The 15,233-nt window shown below is 70.2% G+C and carries 19 protein-coding genes and 1 riboswitch; of the genes, 8 read left to right on the plus strand and 11 right to left on the minus strand.

The annotated features are described in order from the left end of the window. Nucleotides 1–198: 198 nt before the first annotated feature. Nucleotides 199–930, plus strand: a complete 732-nt coding sequence (locus tag ABZ880_RS36225) for a lysophospholipid acyltransferase family protein (RefSeq protein WP_361271998.1) — start codon at nucleotides 199–201, stop codon at nucleotides 928–930. 74 nt (nucleotides 931–1,004) lie between these two features. Here ABZ880_RS36225 and ABZ880_RS36230 read toward each other — a convergent pair whose 3' ends face one another. From ABZ880_RS36230 to ABZ880_RS36265, 8 genes are all read right to left on the minus strand, one after another. Further along, nucleotides 1,005–2,600, minus strand: a complete 1,596-nt coding sequence (locus ABZ880_RS36230; protein ID WP_361272001.1) for an alpha/beta hydrolase — start codon at nucleotides 2,598–2,600, stop codon at nucleotides 1,005–1,007. Between the two features lie 140 nt (nucleotides 2,601–2,740). Beyond that, nucleotides 2,741–3,508, minus strand: coding sequence for an urease accessory protein UreD (locus ABZ880_RS36235; RefSeq protein ID WP_361272208.1), 768 nt, complete (start codon nucleotides 3,506–3,508; stop codon nucleotides 2,741–2,743). Then, entirely contained in the window at nucleotides 3,496–4,173 is a 678-nt protein-coding gene (gene ureG, locus ABZ880_RS36240) for an urease accessory protein UreG (RefSeq protein WP_361272003.1), read from the minus strand. The genes ABZ880_RS36235 and ureG overlap by 13 nt, the downstream gene beginning before the upstream one ends. Before the next feature lie 123 nt (nucleotides 4,174–4,296). Beyond that, on the minus strand, nucleotides 4,297–4,971 hold the full coding sequence (locus ABZ880_RS36245) for an urease accessory UreF family protein (protein ID WP_361272006.1): 675 nt from the start codon (nucleotides 4,969–4,971) through the stop codon (nucleotides 4,297–4,299). Then, nucleotides 4,971–6,692 carry an urease subunit alpha gene (locus ABZ880_RS36250; protein WP_361272009.1) on the minus strand — a complete coding sequence of 574 codons (1,722 nt, stop codon included), beginning with the start codon at nucleotides 6,690–6,692 and terminating at the stop codon, nucleotides 4,971–4,973. The genes ABZ880_RS36245 and ABZ880_RS36250 overlap by 1 nt, the downstream gene beginning before the upstream one ends. Beyond that, nucleotides 6,685–6,996: an urease subunit beta gene (locus tag ABZ880_RS36255; RefSeq protein ID WP_115914097.1), complete on the minus strand. Its 312-nt coding sequence runs from the start codon at nucleotides 6,994–6,996 to the stop codon at nucleotides 6,685–6,687. Before ABZ880_RS36255 ends, ABZ880_RS36250 begins: the two co-directional genes overlap by 8 nt. Before the next feature lie 10 nt (nucleotides 6,997–7,006). Then, nucleotides 7,007–7,309 (minus strand): urease subunit gamma, encoded by a 303-nt coding sequence (locus ABZ880_RS36260; RefSeq protein ID WP_010355509.1) that lies wholly within the window; start codon nucleotides 7,307–7,309, stop codon nucleotides 7,007–7,009. 88 nt (nucleotides 7,310–7,397) lie between these two features. Continuing rightward, nucleotides 7,398–8,048, minus strand: coding sequence for a helix-turn-helix domain-containing protein (locus ABZ880_RS36265; protein ID WP_361272013.1), 651 nt, complete (start codon nucleotides 8,046–8,048; stop codon nucleotides 7,398–7,400). Nucleotides 8,049–8,163: 115 nt separating this feature from the next. Between ABZ880_RS36265 and ABZ880_RS36270 the strand changes: the two genes are divergently transcribed. After that, entirely contained in the window at nucleotides 8,164–9,177 is a 1,014-nt protein-coding gene (locus ABZ880_RS36270) for an ABC transporter permease (RefSeq protein WP_361272016.1), read from the plus strand. Between the two features lie 78 nt (nucleotides 9,178–9,255). On the opposite strand, the gene ABZ880_RS36275 is transcribed toward ABZ880_RS36270, so the two are convergent. Next, the gene (locus tag ABZ880_RS36275; RefSeq protein ID WP_361272019.1) at nucleotides 9,256–9,543 is read right to left on the minus strand and encodes a type II toxin-antitoxin system Phd/YefM family antitoxin; all 288 of its coding nucleotides are present in this window, start codon (nucleotides 9,541–9,543) and stop codon (nucleotides 9,256–9,258) included. A 64-nt stretch (nucleotides 9,544–9,607) separates the two neighbouring features. Here ABZ880_RS36275 and ABZ880_RS36280 point away from each other — a divergent pair, with 64 nt between their 5' ends. From ABZ880_RS36280 to ABZ880_RS36295, 4 genes are all read left to right on the plus strand, one after another. Beyond that, nucleotides 9,608–10,243: an ATP-dependent Clp protease proteolytic subunit gene (locus tag ABZ880_RS36280; protein ID WP_361272022.1), complete on the plus strand. Its 636-nt coding sequence runs from the start codon at nucleotides 9,608–9,610 to the stop codon at nucleotides 10,241–10,243. 7 nt (nucleotides 10,244–10,250) lie between these two features. After that, nucleotides 10,251–10,559 (plus strand): hypothetical protein, encoded by a 309-nt coding sequence (locus ABZ880_RS36285; protein ID WP_361272025.1) that lies wholly within the window; start codon nucleotides 10,251–10,253, stop codon nucleotides 10,557–10,559. 338 nt (nucleotides 10,560–10,897) lie between these two features. Continuing rightward, a riboswitch (cyclic di-AMP (ydaO/yuaA leader) is annotated at nucleotides 10,898–11,109 on the plus strand. A gap of 3 nt (nucleotides 11,110–11,112) precedes the next feature. Continuing rightward, complete coding sequence (locus ABZ880_RS36290) at nucleotides 11,113–11,586, plus strand: C40 family peptidase (RefSeq protein WP_361272027.1); 474 nt, start codon at nucleotides 11,113–11,115, stop codon at nucleotides 11,584–11,586. Nucleotides 11,587–11,667: 81 nt separating this feature from the next. Further along, the gene (locus ABZ880_RS36295) at nucleotides 11,668–12,210 is read left to right on the plus strand and encodes a DUF6328 family protein (RefSeq protein WP_361272030.1); all 543 of its coding nucleotides are present in this window, start codon (nucleotides 11,668–11,670) and stop codon (nucleotides 12,208–12,210) included. 7 nt (nucleotides 12,211–12,217) lie between these two features. Here the strand turns inward: ABZ880_RS36295 and ABZ880_RS36300 are convergent, their stop codons facing one another. Next, a complete protein-coding gene (locus tag ABZ880_RS36300; RefSeq protein ID WP_361272033.1) occupies nucleotides 12,218–12,676 on the minus strand; it encodes an ATP-binding protein in 459 nt (152 codons plus the stop codon). Nucleotides 12,677–12,889: 213 nt separating this feature from the next. Between ABZ880_RS36300 and ABZ880_RS36305 the strand changes: the two genes are divergently transcribed. Together ABZ880_RS36305 and ABZ880_RS36310 are read left to right on the plus strand one after the other, a co-directional pair. Continuing rightward, nucleotides 12,890–13,750: a helix-turn-helix transcriptional regulator gene (locus ABZ880_RS36305; RefSeq protein WP_361272035.1), complete on the plus strand. Its 861-nt coding sequence runs from the start codon at nucleotides 12,890–12,892 to the stop codon at nucleotides 13,748–13,750. A 16-nt stretch (nucleotides 13,751–13,766) separates the two neighbouring features. After that, a complete protein-coding gene (locus ABZ880_RS36310) occupies nucleotides 13,767–13,994 on the plus strand; it encodes a DUF397 domain-containing protein (RefSeq protein ID WP_361272038.1) in 228 nt (75 codons plus the stop codon). Nucleotides 13,995–14,035: 41 nt separating this feature from the next. On the opposite strand, the gene ABZ880_RS36315 is transcribed toward ABZ880_RS36310, so the two are convergent. Then, a complete protein-coding gene (locus tag ABZ880_RS36315; protein ID WP_361272040.1) occupies nucleotides 14,036–15,163 on the minus strand; it encodes an 8-amino-7-oxononanoate synthase in 1,128 nt (375 codons plus the stop codon). Between the last annotated feature and the right edge of the window lie 70 nt (nucleotides 15,164–15,233).

Consider the following 15,233-nt stretch of genomic DNA (forward strand, 5'->3'; position numbering starts at 1 on the left):
CCATGATGCGTCTTCAGGTTGCTGACTACCGGCCGGTAACAGGAGGCTGGTGCGGCAGTTGTCCCCCCGCGCGCGACGCGGCGTCCGCCGTGTTCCGGCGAACTGCCCCTGCACATACACTGGCAGCCCCACGACACGCCGGTTGACCTGCTGGAACGAGGCGGCCCAGGCGATCCGCCGGAGTGAGGAGCGACCCCTTTGTTCTACTACGTGCTCAAATACGTGTTGTTGGGACCTCTGCTGAGACTGGTCTTCCGGCCTCGCATCGAAGGCCTCGAACACGTACCGGCCGAAGGTGCGGCGATCGTCGCCGGCAACCACCTGTCGTTCTCGGACCACTTCCTGATGCCGGCGATCCTCAAGCGCCGCATCACCTTCCTCGCGAAGAAGGAGTACTTCACTGGTCCGGGCATCAAGGGCCGTCTGACCGCGGCCTTCTTCCGCAGCGCTGGGCAGATCCCGGTGGACCGCAAGGGCAAGGAGGCGGGCCAGGCCGCGATCCGCGAGGGCCTCGGTGTGCTGCGCAAGGACGAACTGCTCGGCATCTATCCGGAGGGCACGCGCTCGCACGACGGCCGCCTCTACAAGGGCAAGGTCGGCGTCGCGGTCATGGCGCTGAAGGCCCAGGTCCCGGTGATTCCCTGCGCGATGATCGGCACCTTCGAGGCGCAGCCGCCCGGCAAGGTCATCCCGAACATCCACCCCGTCGTCATCCGCTTCGGCAAGCCCCTGGACTTCTCCCGCTACGCGGGCATGGAGAACGAGAGGGCGATCCTGCGCGCGGTGACCGACGAGATCATGTACGCGATCCTGTCGCTGTCCGAGCAGGAGTACGTCGACGAGTACGCGGCCGTGGCGAAGGCGGCGGAGGCGGAGGCGGCCGGGGCCGCGGAGAAGAAGCGCGCCTTCCCGCGGATGCCGCTGGGATAGGGCGAGTCGAACAAGTGCGAGGGGCGGCCGGGTTGTTCCGGCCGCCCCTCACTTCATCTTCGTACGACTGCCGGTTACGGCTTGGGCGTGGCGTGCGGGGTGCAGGTCACGTCCGCGGCGTCCAGCTTGCCGGTGAGCAGGTAGTCGTCCACCCGCTGGTTGATGCACGGGTTGACCAGGCCGGTCACACCGTGCGAGCCCGCGTCCTTCTCGGTGATCAGACGGGAGCCCTTGAACCGCTTGTGCAGTTCGACGGCTCCGTCGTACGGGGTGGCGGCGTCACGCGTGGACTGCACGATCAGCACCTGCGGCAGACCCTTGTGGGTCTTGACGTTCACCGGCGTCTGCTGCTTGACCGGCCAGGTGGCGCACGGCAGGTTGAGCCATGCGTTGGCCCAAGTCATGAACGGATACTGCTTGTTGAGCTCGGTGTTGTCCTTGTCCCACTTCTTCCAGCTGGTGGGCCACTTGGCGTCGGTGCACTCGACGGCCGTGTAGACGGCGTTGCCGTTCTCCGAGGCGACGTTGCCCGCGGTGTCGGACAGGTCCGGGGCGGCCGCGTCGATGAGCGCCTGGGTGTCGCCGGCGAAGTACTTGCTGAAGACCGTCGCGACCGGCACCCACGAGGAGTCGTAGTACGGGGCGCTCTGGAAGAAGCCGATCAGCTCGGCCGGGCCGACGACCCCGCCGATGGGGTTCTTCTTCGCGGTGGCCCGAAGCTCCAGCCACTTCGCCTGGACCGCGGCACGGGTGGTGCCGAGGTGGAAGGCGGCGTCGTTGGCGGCGACCCAGTCCTCCCAGTCCTTCCAGCGGCCCTCGAAGGCGACGTCCTGGTCCAGGTTGGCCTGGTACCAGATCTTCTCCCGCGACGGGTTGACCACACTGTCCACGATCATGCGGCGCAGATGGCCCGGGAACATCGTGCCGTAGACGGCGCCGATGTAGGTGCCGTAGGAGACGCCCAGGTAGTTGAGCTTCTTCTCGCCGAGCGCGGCACGGATCACGTCCAGGTCGCGCACCGTGTTGGGCGTGGTCATCTGCGCGAGGACGTCCTTGCCGCTGCGCTCGGCGCAGCCCTCGGCGTACTCGCGGGCCAGCTTGCGCTGGGCCGTCTTGTCGGCCTCGCTGTCCGGCACCGGGTCCATCTTCGGCGCCTTCACGAACTCCTGCGGGTCGATGCAGGAGATGGGCGCCGAGTGGCCGACGCCACGCGGGTCGAAGCCCACGAAGTCGTACGCCTTGGCCGTGTTGGCCCAGATCGGGTTCTTGGTCGTGACCCGGCGCGGGAAGCGCAGGCCGGAACCGCCGGGACCACCGGGGTTGTAGACCAGCGCACCCTGGCGCTCTTCCTTCGTCCCCGTGTTGCCGATGCGGTCGACGGCGAGCTTGATCTGCTTGCCGTACGGCTTGGCGTAGTCGAGCGGGACGCTGACATAGCCGCACTGGATGGGCTTCTCGAGCCCCCAGTCGGCGGGACAGTCCTGCCAGTCGATGCCGGCCTTGGCGGCTCGTTCGGCGGCGATCGCCGCGCCACGGGCCTCGCGGTCCTGCCCGTGCCGCGAGCCGGCGCTCGCGTTCGCGGTCGGCGCGGCGACGGCGCCGGCTATGAGCGTCGCGGTGACGAGCGCCCCTGCCGAGCCGAGCACCGTCGTCCGCCTGTTCCGTCTCATATCCCTCAAGTGGGATCTCCCCCCAACGTCTTTGCGATTGGTAGAGGGATCCTCGCGGCTGTGAGCTGCCTGAGAACAGGGGTCGTTGACCTTCTTTGCCAATCCGATAAACGGAGAGATCCGTCCCGCTCAGCGGTGACTCAGCCGAGCTCGGCGAGCGCCTCGTCCAGCACACGCCGCAGCCGCAGCGCGTCGGCCGCCACCGCGCTCACGAGCACCGCGGGCCCGGCGAGCGGCACCAGGGCGGCACCGTCCCCGAGCACCCGGGCAGCCACCGGTGCCACCCCGAACTCCGGCCGTACGACGACGAGTTGCCCCACCGCCCGATGCCCGCCCAGCACGGCGGGACCGTCCCACCCGCTGGGCGCTCCGGGCCCGCAGGCCAGCTCCTGGTCGAGCACGACACGTCCCGCGACCCGCACCGTAAGACGACTGGCAAGCCGCCCGGGTTCCTCCCCCACCCGCCCGAGCACCTGCTCCTCACGCAGCACGAGCCGCGCGGCGGCACCGAGTTCGACCCGGGTGGTGACGTACAGGTCACTGCCCTTGGCGGAGATCAACTGCTCGGGCAGCCAGGTCAGTTCAGCATGGTCCGCCACCCGCAGCCGTACGTCGTAGTGGGCCTCCCCCTTCACCTGCCCGGGCAGGGCGATGGTGGCGGCGGCCGACCCGACGCGCAGCCGCGCGCCGCTGTCCACCTCCGTCTCCACGGCGAAGGCATCGCCGCCGAGCGGTCCGCTCATCGCCCCGACAAGCATGACCCGGGCCTCGGCACCGCTCCCCCGGGTCCGCCGCAGCGCGAGCGGTCCGTCGCCCTCCAGCACGGGCAGGGCGGTAGCGCCTCTGCCGTCCTCCCGGGCGACGATCCGGGCGGTGGCCCGCACCCCGCTCACGATCACGCCGTCCAGGCGGCGAGCTGCGTCCGCACCCAGGCGGCGACGTCGCCCACACCGGCCTCGCTCCTCAACGACTGGAAGACCACGGGCAGTTCGGCACGCTGGGCCTTTGCGTCGGCCGCCATCCGCGCGAGGTCGGAGCCGACGTGGGGCGCGAGGTCGGTCTTGTTGACGACGAGCAGGTCGGCGGTGGTCACACCCGGCCCACCCTTGCGCGGAATGTCGTCCCCACCCGCGACATCGATCACGAAGATCTGCGCGTCGACGAGCCCCTTGGAGAAGGTCGCGGTGAGATTGTCGCCACCGGACTCGACGAGGATCAGATCCAACGGCCCGACCTCGTCCTCCAGATCCTCGACCGCTTCGAGGTTGGCGGAGATGTCGTCCCGGATCGCGGTGTGCGGACAGGCCCCCGTCTCCACGGCCGTGATCCGCTCGGGCGGCAACACGGCTTCCCTGAGCAGGAATTCGGCGTCCTCACGGGTGTAGATGTCGTTGGTGACGACGGCGAGGGAGAGCTCCTCGCGCAGGGCCCGGCAGAGCGCGGCGACGGTGGCGGTCTTGCCGGATCCGACGGGCCCGCCGAGCCCGATGCGGAGCGCGCGACGCGAGCCGTCGGGGCGACGGGCATCGGCGCTGACGGCGGCGGGGCCGTTGTGGGAGTGGTCGAGGTGCATGGGGCGGCTCCTACTGTGTTTCTACGGTGCAATCTCAGCGCCGTTCAGGCATCTTCAGCCCGTCCGGCGTTTGAGGACGAGGCCCCTTCAGGGCCGATGGGGGTCTGGGGGCGGAGCCCCCAGTCACGAGGCGAACAACCGCACAGCCCAAGCCGCATGCACCTCCGCCCCGATCTCCAACAACGGCGCAGAAGCCGCAGGCAACGCATCGACCCCGTCGTCGACAACCCCCCGCGCCGCCTCCACCGCCCGATCCGCGACACGATCCACCTCCGGCGCCAGCCGGGCCAACACCCCCGTGGCGTCAAAGGGATCAAGACTCAGCAACCGCACCGTCGCACTCGCCGCCCCACTGACACTCTCGTAAGCCGCGCAGTAGGCCGCATCCTCGGCCCCCAGCCCCGCCGCCCTGGCAGCAAGGCCCAGCACGACCGGCTGATGCGCCCCCTTGGGGAACTCCCGTGCCAGGTCGTCGAGTTCAGCAGAAGGCCAGGTCGCCCGAGCCGCCCGCATCAACTGCCGCCCCAGCTTCCGCGCGGCAACCCGCAGCGCGGGCGACGGCGTCCGCGCATCCGCGGCCGCGTCCAACTCCACCGGATCCACACCGAGTACGGCGGCGGCGGCGAGCGAGGCCGAGACCAGGCCCGCCGTGTGCAGCCGTCCCCGGCAGAAGGACTCCAGGCTCGCCGCCCCGGTGATCCGCCCGGCCTTCACCGCCGCCTCGGCCCCGCCGGAGTGCGCATGCCCCCCGGCGGGAAAGCGCCCGTCGGCCAGGACCAGTAGTGCAGCCCTGGACATCAGAAGAGGAAGTACCGCTGGGCCATGGGCAGTTCGGCGGCAGGAGTGGCCTCCACCAGCTCCCCGTCGATGTGCACGGCGAAGCTGTCGGGATCGACCTGCACCCGCGGCCGGGCGTCGTTCTCCCGCATGTCGGCCTTGGTCACCCCGCGCGTCGACTCGATGGCGACGAACCGCTTGCCGAGCGAGAGCCGCTCCGGCAGCCCGTCCTCGATGGCGAGCGGGGCAACGAAGTTGAAGGAGTTGGAGGCGGGCGCCCGCCCGATCGCCCCGTACATCGGCCGCGGCAGGATCGGCTGCGGCGTGGGGATCGAGGCGTTGGCGTCGCCCATCTGCGCGTAGGCGATCTGCCCGCCCTTGACGACCAGATGCGGCTTGACGCCGAAGAACGCGGGCTCCCACAGCACGAGGTCGGCGAGCTTCCCGGTCTCCACCGATCCGACCTCGCGCGCGAGCCCCTGCGCGACCGCCGGATTGATCGTGTACTTGGCGACGTACCGCCGTACCCGGCGATTGTCCGCGCGCCCGTCCCCCGGCAGCGCCCCGCGCCGCCGCTTCATGACGTGCGCGGTCTGCCAGGTCCGCATGATGACCTCGCCCACGCGCCCCATGGCCTGGGCGTCGGACGAGATGATCGAGATGGCGCCCAGGTCGTGCAGTATGTCCTCCGCCCCGATCGTGGACGGCCGGATCCGCGACTCAGCGAACGCCAGGTCCTCGGGCACCGCCGGGTTGAGGTGGTGGCACACCATCAGCATGTCGAGGTGTTCCTCGGCGGTGTTGACGGTGAACGGCCGCGTCGGGTTCGTCGAACTCGGCAGCACGTGCGGCTCGGAGACCACGCTCATGATGTCCGGCGCGTGCCCGCCGCCCGCACCCTCGGTGTGGTACGCGTGGATGCCGCGTCCGCCGATCGCGGCGAGCGTGTCGCCCACGAAGCCGGCTTCGTTCAAGGTGTCCGTGTGGATGGCGACTTGGATACCCGTCCGGTCCGCCACGGTCAGCGAGGCGTCGATGACGGCCGGGGTCGACCCCCAGTCCTCGTGCAGCTTGAGACCCAGCGCACCGCCCCGGATCTGCGAGAGCATCGCCTCGTGCGAGACGGTGTTGCCCTTGCCGAGGAAGCCGATGTTGAGCGGGTAGTCCTCCATCGCCTCCAGCATCCGCGCGAGGTGCCAGGGGCCCGGCGTCACGGTCGTGGCCTTGGAGCCCTCGGCCGGACCGGTGCCGCCGCCGACCAGGGTGGTGACACCGGCGGACAGCGCCTCGTCGGCGATCTGCGGACAGATGAAGTGGACGTGCGCGTCGATGGCGCCGGCGGTCAGGATCCGCCCGTTGCCCGCGATCACCTCGGTCTCCGGGCCGATGACCAGATCCGGATGCACCCCGTCCATCGTGTCGGGGTTGCCCGCCTTGCCGATCCCGGTGATCCGGCCGTCACGGATGCCGACGTCGGCCTTGACGATCCCCCAGTGGTCGACGATCACCGCGCCGGTGATGACGGTGTCCGGGGTGCCTTCTGCGCGCGTAGCGCGCGACTGGCCCATCGACTCGCGGATGACCTTGCCGCCGCCGAACACCGCCTCGTCACCGGCGAGTCCGGGTCCGCCGGAACGATCCTCCTCGATCTCGACGATGAGGTCGGTGTCGGCGAGCCGGATGCGGTCGCCGGTGGTGGGGCCGAACAGATCGGCGTACGCGGCACGCGAGATCTCAGGCATCGAGGGCACCTCCGGTCTCCCCGCGCAGCCCGGGCACCACACGGGCACCGGCGAGCGGGACGAGTTCCACGTCGACGGGGATCCCGGGCTCGAAGCGCACGGCCGTACCCGCGGCGATGTTGAGCCGCTTGCCGCGCGCGGCGGCGCGGTCGAAGTCCAGACCGGGGTTGGCCTCGGCGAAGTGGTAGTGGGAGCCGACCTGGACGGGCCGGTCGGCGGCGTTGAGGACGGTCAGGCGGGTGACCTCGCGACCCTCGTTGTACACAACGGGCTCGTCCGCGAACAGGATCTCGCCGGGAATCATCGAGGCCCCCTCAGACGATCGGGTCGTGGACGGTGACGAGCTTGGTGCCGTCCGGGAAGGTCGCCTCGACCTGGACGTCGTGGATCATCTCGGGGATGCCCTCCATGACGTCGTCCCGGGTGAGCAGCTTGCGTCCGGAGGCCATGAGTTCGGCGACCGTACGGCCGTCACGGGCGCCTTCGAGGATGTGCGACGTGATGAGGGCGACGGCCTCGGGGTGGTTGAGCTTCAGCCCGCGGGCCCGGCGCTTCTCGGCCACGTCGGCCGCCACGTGGATGAGCAGCCTCTCTTGCTCGTGCGGGGTCAGTTGCACGTCCCACCTCACAGTCCTCGCTCCGGACCGTGCGGGGTCCGGTTGCCTCAGCCGCCGGGAAAAGTCCCTGGTGGCGTGGATCGGCAGGCTAGTTGGACCGAGTTTCAAGCAAGTTAACCGAGCTGTGATCCTGCACGCTCATCAACGCCCGTAGACCGTCCTGCAGGACCTCGCCCGACGTCGGCCCGAACAGGGCCTGCTGTGCGAGGAAACCCATCGCGGCGGCCATCATCGTGCGGGCCACACGGTCCGGGGCCACGTCCGACCGCATCGTCCCGGCGTCCTGGTAGGCCTCGGCGATCCGCGTCCACGCGTCCTGCACGGCGCCGTAGCCCTCGCTCAGCAGGTTCGCGAGCTCGTCGTTCCGCAGCGTCTCCGCCCACACCTGGACGACCAGCCTCGGGAACGCGGGCCGGCCGTCCACGGTCACGGACTCCTTGCTGGCGAGGACGCGGCCCATGACCGACGTCACCAGAAGGTCCGGAGGCGGGGGCGGGCTGCTGAGGGACGCCTCCGCGAAGCCCTCGTGGACCTGGCCGAGCACTTCGCCGACGATCGCGGCGATGAGCTCTTCCTTGCCGCTGAAGTAGCGGTACACGGCCCCGGCCGACAGATCGACCTCCTTCAGCACGTCCTGCATGGACGTGGCATGGAACCCGTTGCGGGCGAAGCAGCGCGCGGCGCCGTCGAGGATCTGCCGGCGGCGGGCGTCGAGGTGTTCCTGGGATACACGGGCCATGCCCCCAAATTAAAACGAACATTCCTTCTTGACAAGCGACCCCGGACGGCAGGACGGTGGTGACACAACCAAAACGAACGATCCTTCTTTTTACTCCACCCCGGAGAGGAAGCCCATGTCCGCCACATCCGCTACCCCCGCAAGGACACGGACCCGCCGCCTGATCGCGGTCGTCGTCCTGGTCCCCGTGCTCGCCGCCCTGGCACTGTGGGCCTTCGCCTGGCCCGCCGCCCGCACCGCCCCGCGCGACCTGCCGCTCGGCTTGGCCGGGCCCACCGCGGCGACGGCCCAGGTGGAGAAACAGCTGGCGCAGCACAAGGGCGCGTTCGAGATCCACCACTACGCCGACGAGGCCGCGGCCCGCGACGCCATCGAGGACCGGACCGTATACGGCGCGGTCGTCGTCACCGCCCAGGGCCCCGAGCTGCTGACCGCCTCGGCCGCCGGCCCGGTCGTGGCACAGATGCTGCAGCAGGCGGTGGCGCAGCAGGCGTCCGCCGACGGCACGCAGGTCCGGACGGTCGACGTCGTGGCCGCACCGGAGAACGACCCGCGCGGCGCGGCCCTGACCTCCAGTGTGCTGCCGCTCGCCCTGGCCGGGATCACGGCGGGCGCGGTGGTGACCGTGCTCGGGCTGCGCGGCTTCCGTGCCGTGACCGCACTGGTCGGCGCCGCCGCCCTGGTCGGCGTGGCCGGCGCCGGCATCGCGGACAGCTGGCTCGGGGTGCTCACCGGCGACTGGTGGACGGAAGCAGGAGTGCTGGGTCTTGCCACGCTGGCCGTGAGCGGCGCGGTCGCCGGGCTCGCCGCACTCCTCGGCCATGCCGGCATCGGGATCGTCGCCGGCGTGGTGATGCTGTTCGGCAACCCCTTCTCCGGCGCGTCCTCGGCGCCCCAGATGCTGCCGGAGCCGGTCGGCACCATCGGCCAGTGGCTGCCGCCGGGTGCCGGCACGACGCTGCTCCGCTCGGTGTCGTTCTTCGACGGCGCGGCGGCGACCGGCCCCGCCCTGACGCTCACCTGGTGGGCCGCGCTGGGCCTGGGCGCCGTACTGCTCGGCAGCGCGCTCAAGGGACGGACGAAGACCGCGGAGCCGGCCGTCGACCGGCAGCTCGCCCCCGTGGGCTGACCGCCCACGCCCTCGCCGCAGGACCGACCGTGCACCCCGCAGTAGCGGACGGGGTGCACGGTCTTCGCGTTGCGCCTCCTACGACGCGCTGGTCCCCCGGTGGTGCGCCGCGATGCCGAAGCGCTGCTGTTCGCGGGGAGCGGACGCCACCTCTCGGACCGAGGAGACCGAGCTGATCACCTGCTCCTCGGCCGGCTCCTCGAGCTCCTGGAGCTTTTCCAGTCGTGCCAGGTCGGCGGCGGAAACGAGGGCGACGAGGGGCTTGCCGTGCCGCGTCACGACGACGCGCTCACCGCCGTACACCACCCGGTTGATCAGGTCGGCGAGCTCAGCCCTGGCTTGCGTCACCGGAATCTCGTAGGCCATACCCCCATCATAACGTCACGTACGTCCTGTACATTTTTTACAGACGCCGAAGGAGGGGTATCCCATGACCCGACCGACCGCCCGCTACGTCCTGCCCGAGTTCACCGAGCGCACGAGTTACGGAACCAAGTCGATGGATCCGTACTCGAAGCTGCTGGAGGAGCGGATCGTCTTCCTCGGCACGCAGATCGACGACACCTCGGCGAACGACGTGATGGCGCAGTTCATGTACCTGGAGCACAAGGACCCCGACCGGGACATCGCGCTGTACATCAATTCGCCGGGCGGCTCGTTCAGCGCGATGACGGCGATCTACGACACGATGCAGTACGTCACCTGCGACGTGGAGACGACCTGTCTGGGACAGGCGGGTTCCTCCGCCGCGGTGCTGCTGGGCGCCGGCGCACCGGGCAAGCGGTTCGTGCTGCCGGGTGCCCGCGTGGTGATCCACCAGCCGGCGCTGGCCGAGCCCGTCGAGGGACAGGCCAGTGATCTGGCCATCCAGGCCGAGGAGTTGACGCGGATGCGCAGCCGCCTGGAGGAGATGCTCGTACGGCACACGGGACGCAGCCTGGAGCAGGTGAACGCGGACATCGAGCGGGACAAGATCCTGGACGCCCAAGGGGCGGTGGACTACGGGCTGGTGGACCAGATCATCCCCAGCCGCAAGTCCACCCTCGCCCCGCCCACGGGGCGGTGAGCGGCCGGTGCTCCCACCCGAACTTCCGCCGTTGCCCGCACTCACCCGCGCCGAGGGAGAGTTGATCGACCGTTACCTCGACGTGGTCGATCTGCTCGGCCGCATCAACCCGGCGCACCACGGGGACACGTACCGCGGGCTGCGCGCCGCGCAGGCGCTGGTGAGCAAGGCCGCCGAACTGCGCGACGCGCTCGCGCTGATGCACCAGCGGGGCGAGACCGAGCTGCACGCCCCCACGCTGGGGCGGGCCCTCAGGGTCCTGGACGGGGAGCGGCGCACGGCCCGGGTCACCGTGCCGCCGCAGTCCGACAGTTGACGCACACGCGAGGGGTCCGGACGTCCCGCCCCCACGGCGAGGCGTCCGGACCGGTGTTCAAACGGACCAAATGGCGTACCCCCTTTTGGAGTAGACACAGCTCCTTTTTCGCGACCGTCAGGGTTGCGCAACGCGCCTGACCGGAAGGCGGAATGAAGTGTTCCGCCGCAGGTCCGAGGCTCGTCGGGGGCCTCAACGCCCCCTCGAACACAGGGGTGTCCACCCGAACGGGTGAGTGGTGAGTAACAACACAAACACCCGTTTCCATTGGGATTTTCGGACTTCTTTAGGTGAAGATCCCTTCCTGACGACAAGCCCCCGCCGCAGCGGCGGGGCGGTCCGGGCGGACGCCGAGTCCTGCCGCCGCCCGGATGACCGGTCGACAGGAGTGGATCGGCAGGAGTGGAGGACCCAAGCTAGACGGGTCGCCGAAACGGTCACGCCATGACCGGGTCGAGCAGCCCTTGGGGTGAAGCCGCGTCAGCGGCCGGGCAACTTCGCCAGCCCGAATCCGACAGGTCATCCTTCACAGGCGGCTGACGAAGGGTTGCGCATGACTGCGCTCAATCGTGTCCCGTCGCTGATGGCCCGGGCCGGTACGGCCTCGGCTCTGACCATCGCCGCTGTGGGCGGCTCCATCGTGGTCCCGGGTGTCGCCTCCGACGCCGCGGCCGCCACGCCGGCGACGAAGGCACTTCAGATCGCGGCCTCCAAAAAGGGTTCCCCGTACAAGTGGGGCGCCACGGGGCCACGGCGGTTCGACTGCTCAGGGCTCACGCTGTACTCGTTCAAGAAGGCGGGCAAGAAGCTGCCCCGTACGGCGGCCCAGCAGTACAACAAGACCCACCACATCTCGTCGAAGAGCCGCAAGGCCGGAGACCTCGTGTTCTTCCACTCGGGCTCCAACGTCTACCACGTGGGCATCTACGCCGGGAAGGGGAAGATCTGGCACGCCCCGAAGACCGGGGACGTCGTAAAGCTGCAGAAGATCTGGACCAAGAGCGTCTGGTACGGCCGGGTCAGCTGACTCTCCCGCGGGGGCGGCGCCGACCTGACCGGCCGTCGCCCCCGCGGGCCTGACCCCGGCCGGGCTGGTTACCCGTGGGCCATGTCCGACCACCGCACCTGCACCGCACGCAACGAGACCCCGCTGGAGCGCGCCGACCGCAACTTCGGCGAGCTGCTCCAGGAACTGCGCGTCACCCAGACCGGGGTGCAGATCCTCTTCGCCTTCCTGCTGACCCTGGCCTTCACCCCGCGCTTCCCGTCCCTCGACACGGTCCAGCGCGCCACGTACGTGACGACGCTTCTGCTCGCGGTGCTCGCGGCCGCCCTGTTCACCGCGCCCGCCGCCCTGCACCGCTCGCTCTTCCAGCGGGGCGCCAAGCCCCGGATCGTGCAGGTCTCTTCGCGGCTGGCCACCCTCGGCATGAGCGTTCTGGTGCTCGCGTTCACGGGCTCGGTGCTGCTCGTCGTGGATGTGACGGCGGGCCGGGCGGGCGCGGTGGCGGCGGGCGCGGGCACGCTGCTCGTCTGCCTCGCCCTGTGGGGACTGCTGCCCCGGCTGGTGTGGCGTGCCGCGCAGGCCGACGAGAGCCGACGGCACGTCAGCACCCCGGCACAGGACCGGGAGACGGCACCGAGCGCCTAGGGATCCGTTACGGCTCCTGCGGGCCCCCGGCCGTCACCGGCTGGGCCTTGATGGTCCACGGGAGTTCGATGGACACCGTCTTGCCGCCCTCGCGGGTGGGGCGCACATGGAGGCGGCCGCCGCACTCGGCGGCCAGCCAGCGGATGATCACCATGCCGCGGCCGTTGTCCTGCTGGACGGCGGCCGGCAGGCGTTTCGGGAAGCGGGGGTGGCTGTCGGTGACGCCGATGCGCAGCTGTTCGTCGCGGTCGAGCTCGATGTCCACCGTGAAGGTGGGGGACAGCCCGAAGGTGTGCTGTACGGCGTTGGTGGCGAGTTCGGAGACGATGAGGCGGACCGTCTCGGCCACTTCCGTGTCGGCCGGCAGCCCCCATTCCGCCAGGGTGGTGACCACGTAACCGCGGGCCGCGGAGACCGAGGCGGGAACGCTCGGCAGAGTGACGGATGCTTCCAGATGGTCTGCCATGGCGCGGTCGTCCCTTTCCCACGGGACCGGAGTCCGACACGGAGCGGATGGTTCGAGTACGGTTCCGGACTGGTGCTTCTTCGCCAGACTGCCATTACCGCGCCGGTCACGGGTGGCGATCCACCAAGATATGCATATATCTGTCGCTCAAAGCGGTGAACTCTGCGACGGGAGACCGTATTTGGGTGGCCCGGAAGGAGTAAGGAGTAGCGCATGCAGCACGGTCCCGCGGTGCGCCGCCGGAAGCTGGGCGCCGAACTGCGTGCGTTGCGCACGGGTGCGGGGCTCACCAGTGGCGAGGCGGCCAGAATGGTGGGCTGGCACCAGTCCAAGGTGAGCCGGATCGAGACCGGGTCCAGCGGGGCGAAACCGGCCGATGTGCGGTTACTTCTCGACGTCTACGGCGTTGCCGACGCCCAACTGCGGGAATTGATCCTGGTGTTGGCGGGTTCCGACGAGGGCAGCGGCCGCCATCATTGGTGGCACGCCTATCGCGGCGTACTGCCGCCGACCTACCGCGATTTCATCAGCCTGGAGTCCCAGGCGAGCGCGATGCGCACGCTGGAGACCTCCGTCGTGCCCGGTCTGCTGCAGACGCCCGAGTACGCGCGCGCGGTGACCCGGGCCGCGGTCGACGGGCTGGACGACGAACGGCTGGACGCCCTGGTCGAGGTGAGGCTGGCCAGACAGGACGTACTGCGGGCCGATCCGCCGCTGGAGCTGAGCGCGGTGCTCGACGAGGCGGTGCTGCACCGTGAGATCGGCGGCCCCGACGTCATGGCGCAACAACTCGGGCGGCTCCTCGAGGCGGCGCGTCTACCCCAAGTACGGCTTCAGGTACTGCCGTTCGCCGCCGGGGCACATGTCGGCGTCACTGGGCCTTTCGTTATCTTCTCATTTTCGCGCACTTCTGATCTGGACGTGGTTGTTCTCGACCACTTGACGAGTAGCCTCTACCTCGAACGGAAAGAAGACCTCCAGGCCTATACCGAGGCCTTCAACGCCCTTCAGATCCACGCCCTTTCGCCCGAGGACTCATTGGATTACATCGCCGGGCTAGGTGACGGCACGTAACGCGTAAGGAGGCACCATGTCTGCACTGCCTCGGAACGTACCTTCCAGTACCGATCTGCACGGTGTGCGGTGGCTGCGCAGCAGTTACAGCACGGGAGCGAACAACTGCGTCGAGACGGCACTGCCGCCCTCCGGTCCCTGCGCCGGACTGCTGGCCGTGCGCGACTCCAAGGACCCGGCCAAACCCGCGCTGCTCTTCTCCCCCGAGAGCTGGGCGGGCTTCACGGCCGCGTTCCGTTCCTGATCAGTTCCGCATCGTGCGGCACACGGCCGTGTCACGCCGACTCATGGTCGCGTCTCGCCGATCACGCGTACAGCGCGTTCGATCTGTTCCCCGGAGAGGTCCGCGCGGGCGGTCAGCCTGAGCCGTGAGATGCCGTCCGGCACGGACGGCGGACGGAAACAGCCCACGGCGAGGCCTGCCGTACGGCAGTCGGCCGCCCACTGCACGGCCTCCTCCGGGGACGGCGCGCGCACGGAGACGACCGCGGCGTCCGGACGTACCGCCTCGTGACCCGCGGCGGTCAGGCGTGCGTGCAGTTCCGCCGCCACCTCGCGGGCCCGCGCCGCGCGCTGCGGCTCGCGGCGCAGCAGCCTGAGGGCCGCCAGGGCCGCACCCGCCGCCGCGGGGGCCAGGCCGGTGTCGAAGATGAACGTGCGGGCCGCGTTGACCAGGTGGTCGATGACCCGGGCGGGCCCGAGCACCGCTCCGCCCTGACTGCCGAGCGACTTGGACAGCGTGATGGTGACGACCACGTCGTCGGCGCCCGCGAGGCCCGCCGCCCGCGCCGCGCCCCGGCCGCCGTCGCCCAGGACGCCGAGCCCGTGGGCGTCGTCGACGAGCAGTCCCGCGCCGCGCTCGCGGCATGCGGCGGCGTACTCGGCCAGCGGGGCGGCGTCGCCGTCGACGGAGAAGACCGTGTCGGAGACGACCACCGCGGTGCCCTCGTGCGTGCGCAGTGCCTTGCGGACCGCCTCCGGGTCGGAGTGCGGCACGACCTGTGTGGTGGCGCGGGCCAGCCGGCAGCCGTCGATCAGGGAGGCGTGGTTGCCCGCGTCGGAGACGATCAGGGAGCCGTGCGGGGCGAGCGTGGTGACCGCGGCGAGGTTGGCCGCGTAGCCGGAGGAGAAGACGAGCGCCGCCTCGAAGCCGCAGAAGTCGGCCAGTTCGCGCTCGAGCTCGGTGTGCAGTTCCGTCGTACCGGTGACGAGCCGGGACCCGGTCGAGCCGCCGCCCCAGGTCCGCGCCGCCTCGGCCGCGCCCTCGGCGACGGCCGGATGGTGGGCCAGACCCAGGTAGTCGTTGCTCGCGAGATCCAGCAGCGGGGAGTCGGCCGGGCGCGGGCGCAGGGTCCGTACGAGCCCGGCGCGGCGGCGCAGCTCCGCCTGCTCGTCGATCCAGCCGAACGCCATGACTCCTCCGGGGCTTTTGTAGGCAGTGGACAGACACTAGCCGCACGGGCCGCACCCCATGATGTGGCAA

This window comes from Streptomyces sp. NPDC047043, from assembly GCF_040644055.1.
Classification (GTDB): domain Bacteria; phylum Actinomycetota; class Actinomycetes; order Streptomycetales; family Streptomycetaceae; genus Streptomyces.

Excerpts from the sequence above, each read along its gene's own strand:
- ABZ880_RS36300 (WP_361272033.1), bottom strand. The coding sequence starts at position 12,676 with ATGGCAGACCATCTGGAAGCATCCGTCACTCTGCCGAGCGTTCCCGCC.
- ABZ880_RS36270 (WP_361272016.1), top strand. The coding sequence starts at position 8,164 with ATGTCCGCCACATCCGCTACCCCCGCAAGGACACGGACCCGCCGCCTG.
- ABZ880_RS36245 (WP_361272006.1), bottom strand. The coding sequence starts at position 4,971 with ATGTCCAGGGCTGCACTACTGGTCCTGGCCGACGGGCGCTTTCCCGCC.
- ABZ880_RS36290 (WP_361272027.1), top strand. The coding sequence starts at position 11,113 with ATGACTGCGCTCAATCGTGTCCCGTCGCTGATGGCCCGGGCCGGTACG.
- ABZ880_RS36295 (WP_361272030.1), top strand. The coding sequence starts at position 11,668 with ATGTCCGACCACCGCACCTGCACCGCACGCAACGAGACCCCGCTGGAG.
- ureG (WP_361272003.1), bottom strand. The coding sequence starts at position 4,173 with ATGCACCTCGACCACTCCCACAACGGCCCCGCCGCCGTCAGCGCCGAT.
- ABZ880_RS36265 (WP_361272013.1), bottom strand. The coding sequence starts at position 8,048 with ATGGCCCGTGTATCCCAGGAACACCTCGACGCCCGCCGCCGGCAGATC.
- ABZ880_RS36230 (WP_361272001.1), bottom strand. The coding sequence starts at position 2,600 with ATGAGACGGAACAGGCGGACGACGGTGCTCGGCTCGGCAGGGGCGCTC.
- ABZ880_RS36310 (WP_361272038.1), top strand. The coding sequence starts at position 13,767 with ATGTCTGCACTGCCTCGGAACGTACCTTCCAGTACCGATCTGCACGGT.
- ABZ880_RS36275 (WP_361272019.1), bottom strand. The coding sequence starts at position 9,543 with ATGGCCTACGAGATTCCGGTGACGCAAGCCAGGGCTGAGCTCGCCGAC.
- ABZ880_RS36305 (WP_361272035.1), top strand. The coding sequence starts at position 12,890 with ATGCAGCACGGTCCCGCGGTGCGCCGCCGGAAGCTGGGCGCCGAACTG.
- ABZ880_RS36280 (WP_361272022.1), top strand. The coding sequence starts at position 9,608 with ATGACCCGACCGACCGCCCGCTACGTCCTGCCCGAGTTCACCGAGCGC.
- ABZ880_RS36255 (WP_115914097.1), bottom strand. The coding sequence starts at position 6,996 with ATGATTCCCGGCGAGATCCTGTTCGCGGACGAGCCCGTTGTGTACAAC.
- ABZ880_RS36315 (WP_361272040.1), bottom strand. The coding sequence starts at position 15,163 with ATGGCGTTCGGCTGGATCGACGAGCAGGCGGAGCTGCGCCGCCGCGCC.
- ABZ880_RS36250 (WP_361272009.1), bottom strand. The coding sequence starts at position 6,692 with ATGCCTGAGATCTCGCGTGCCGCGTACGCCGATCTGTTCGGCCCCACC.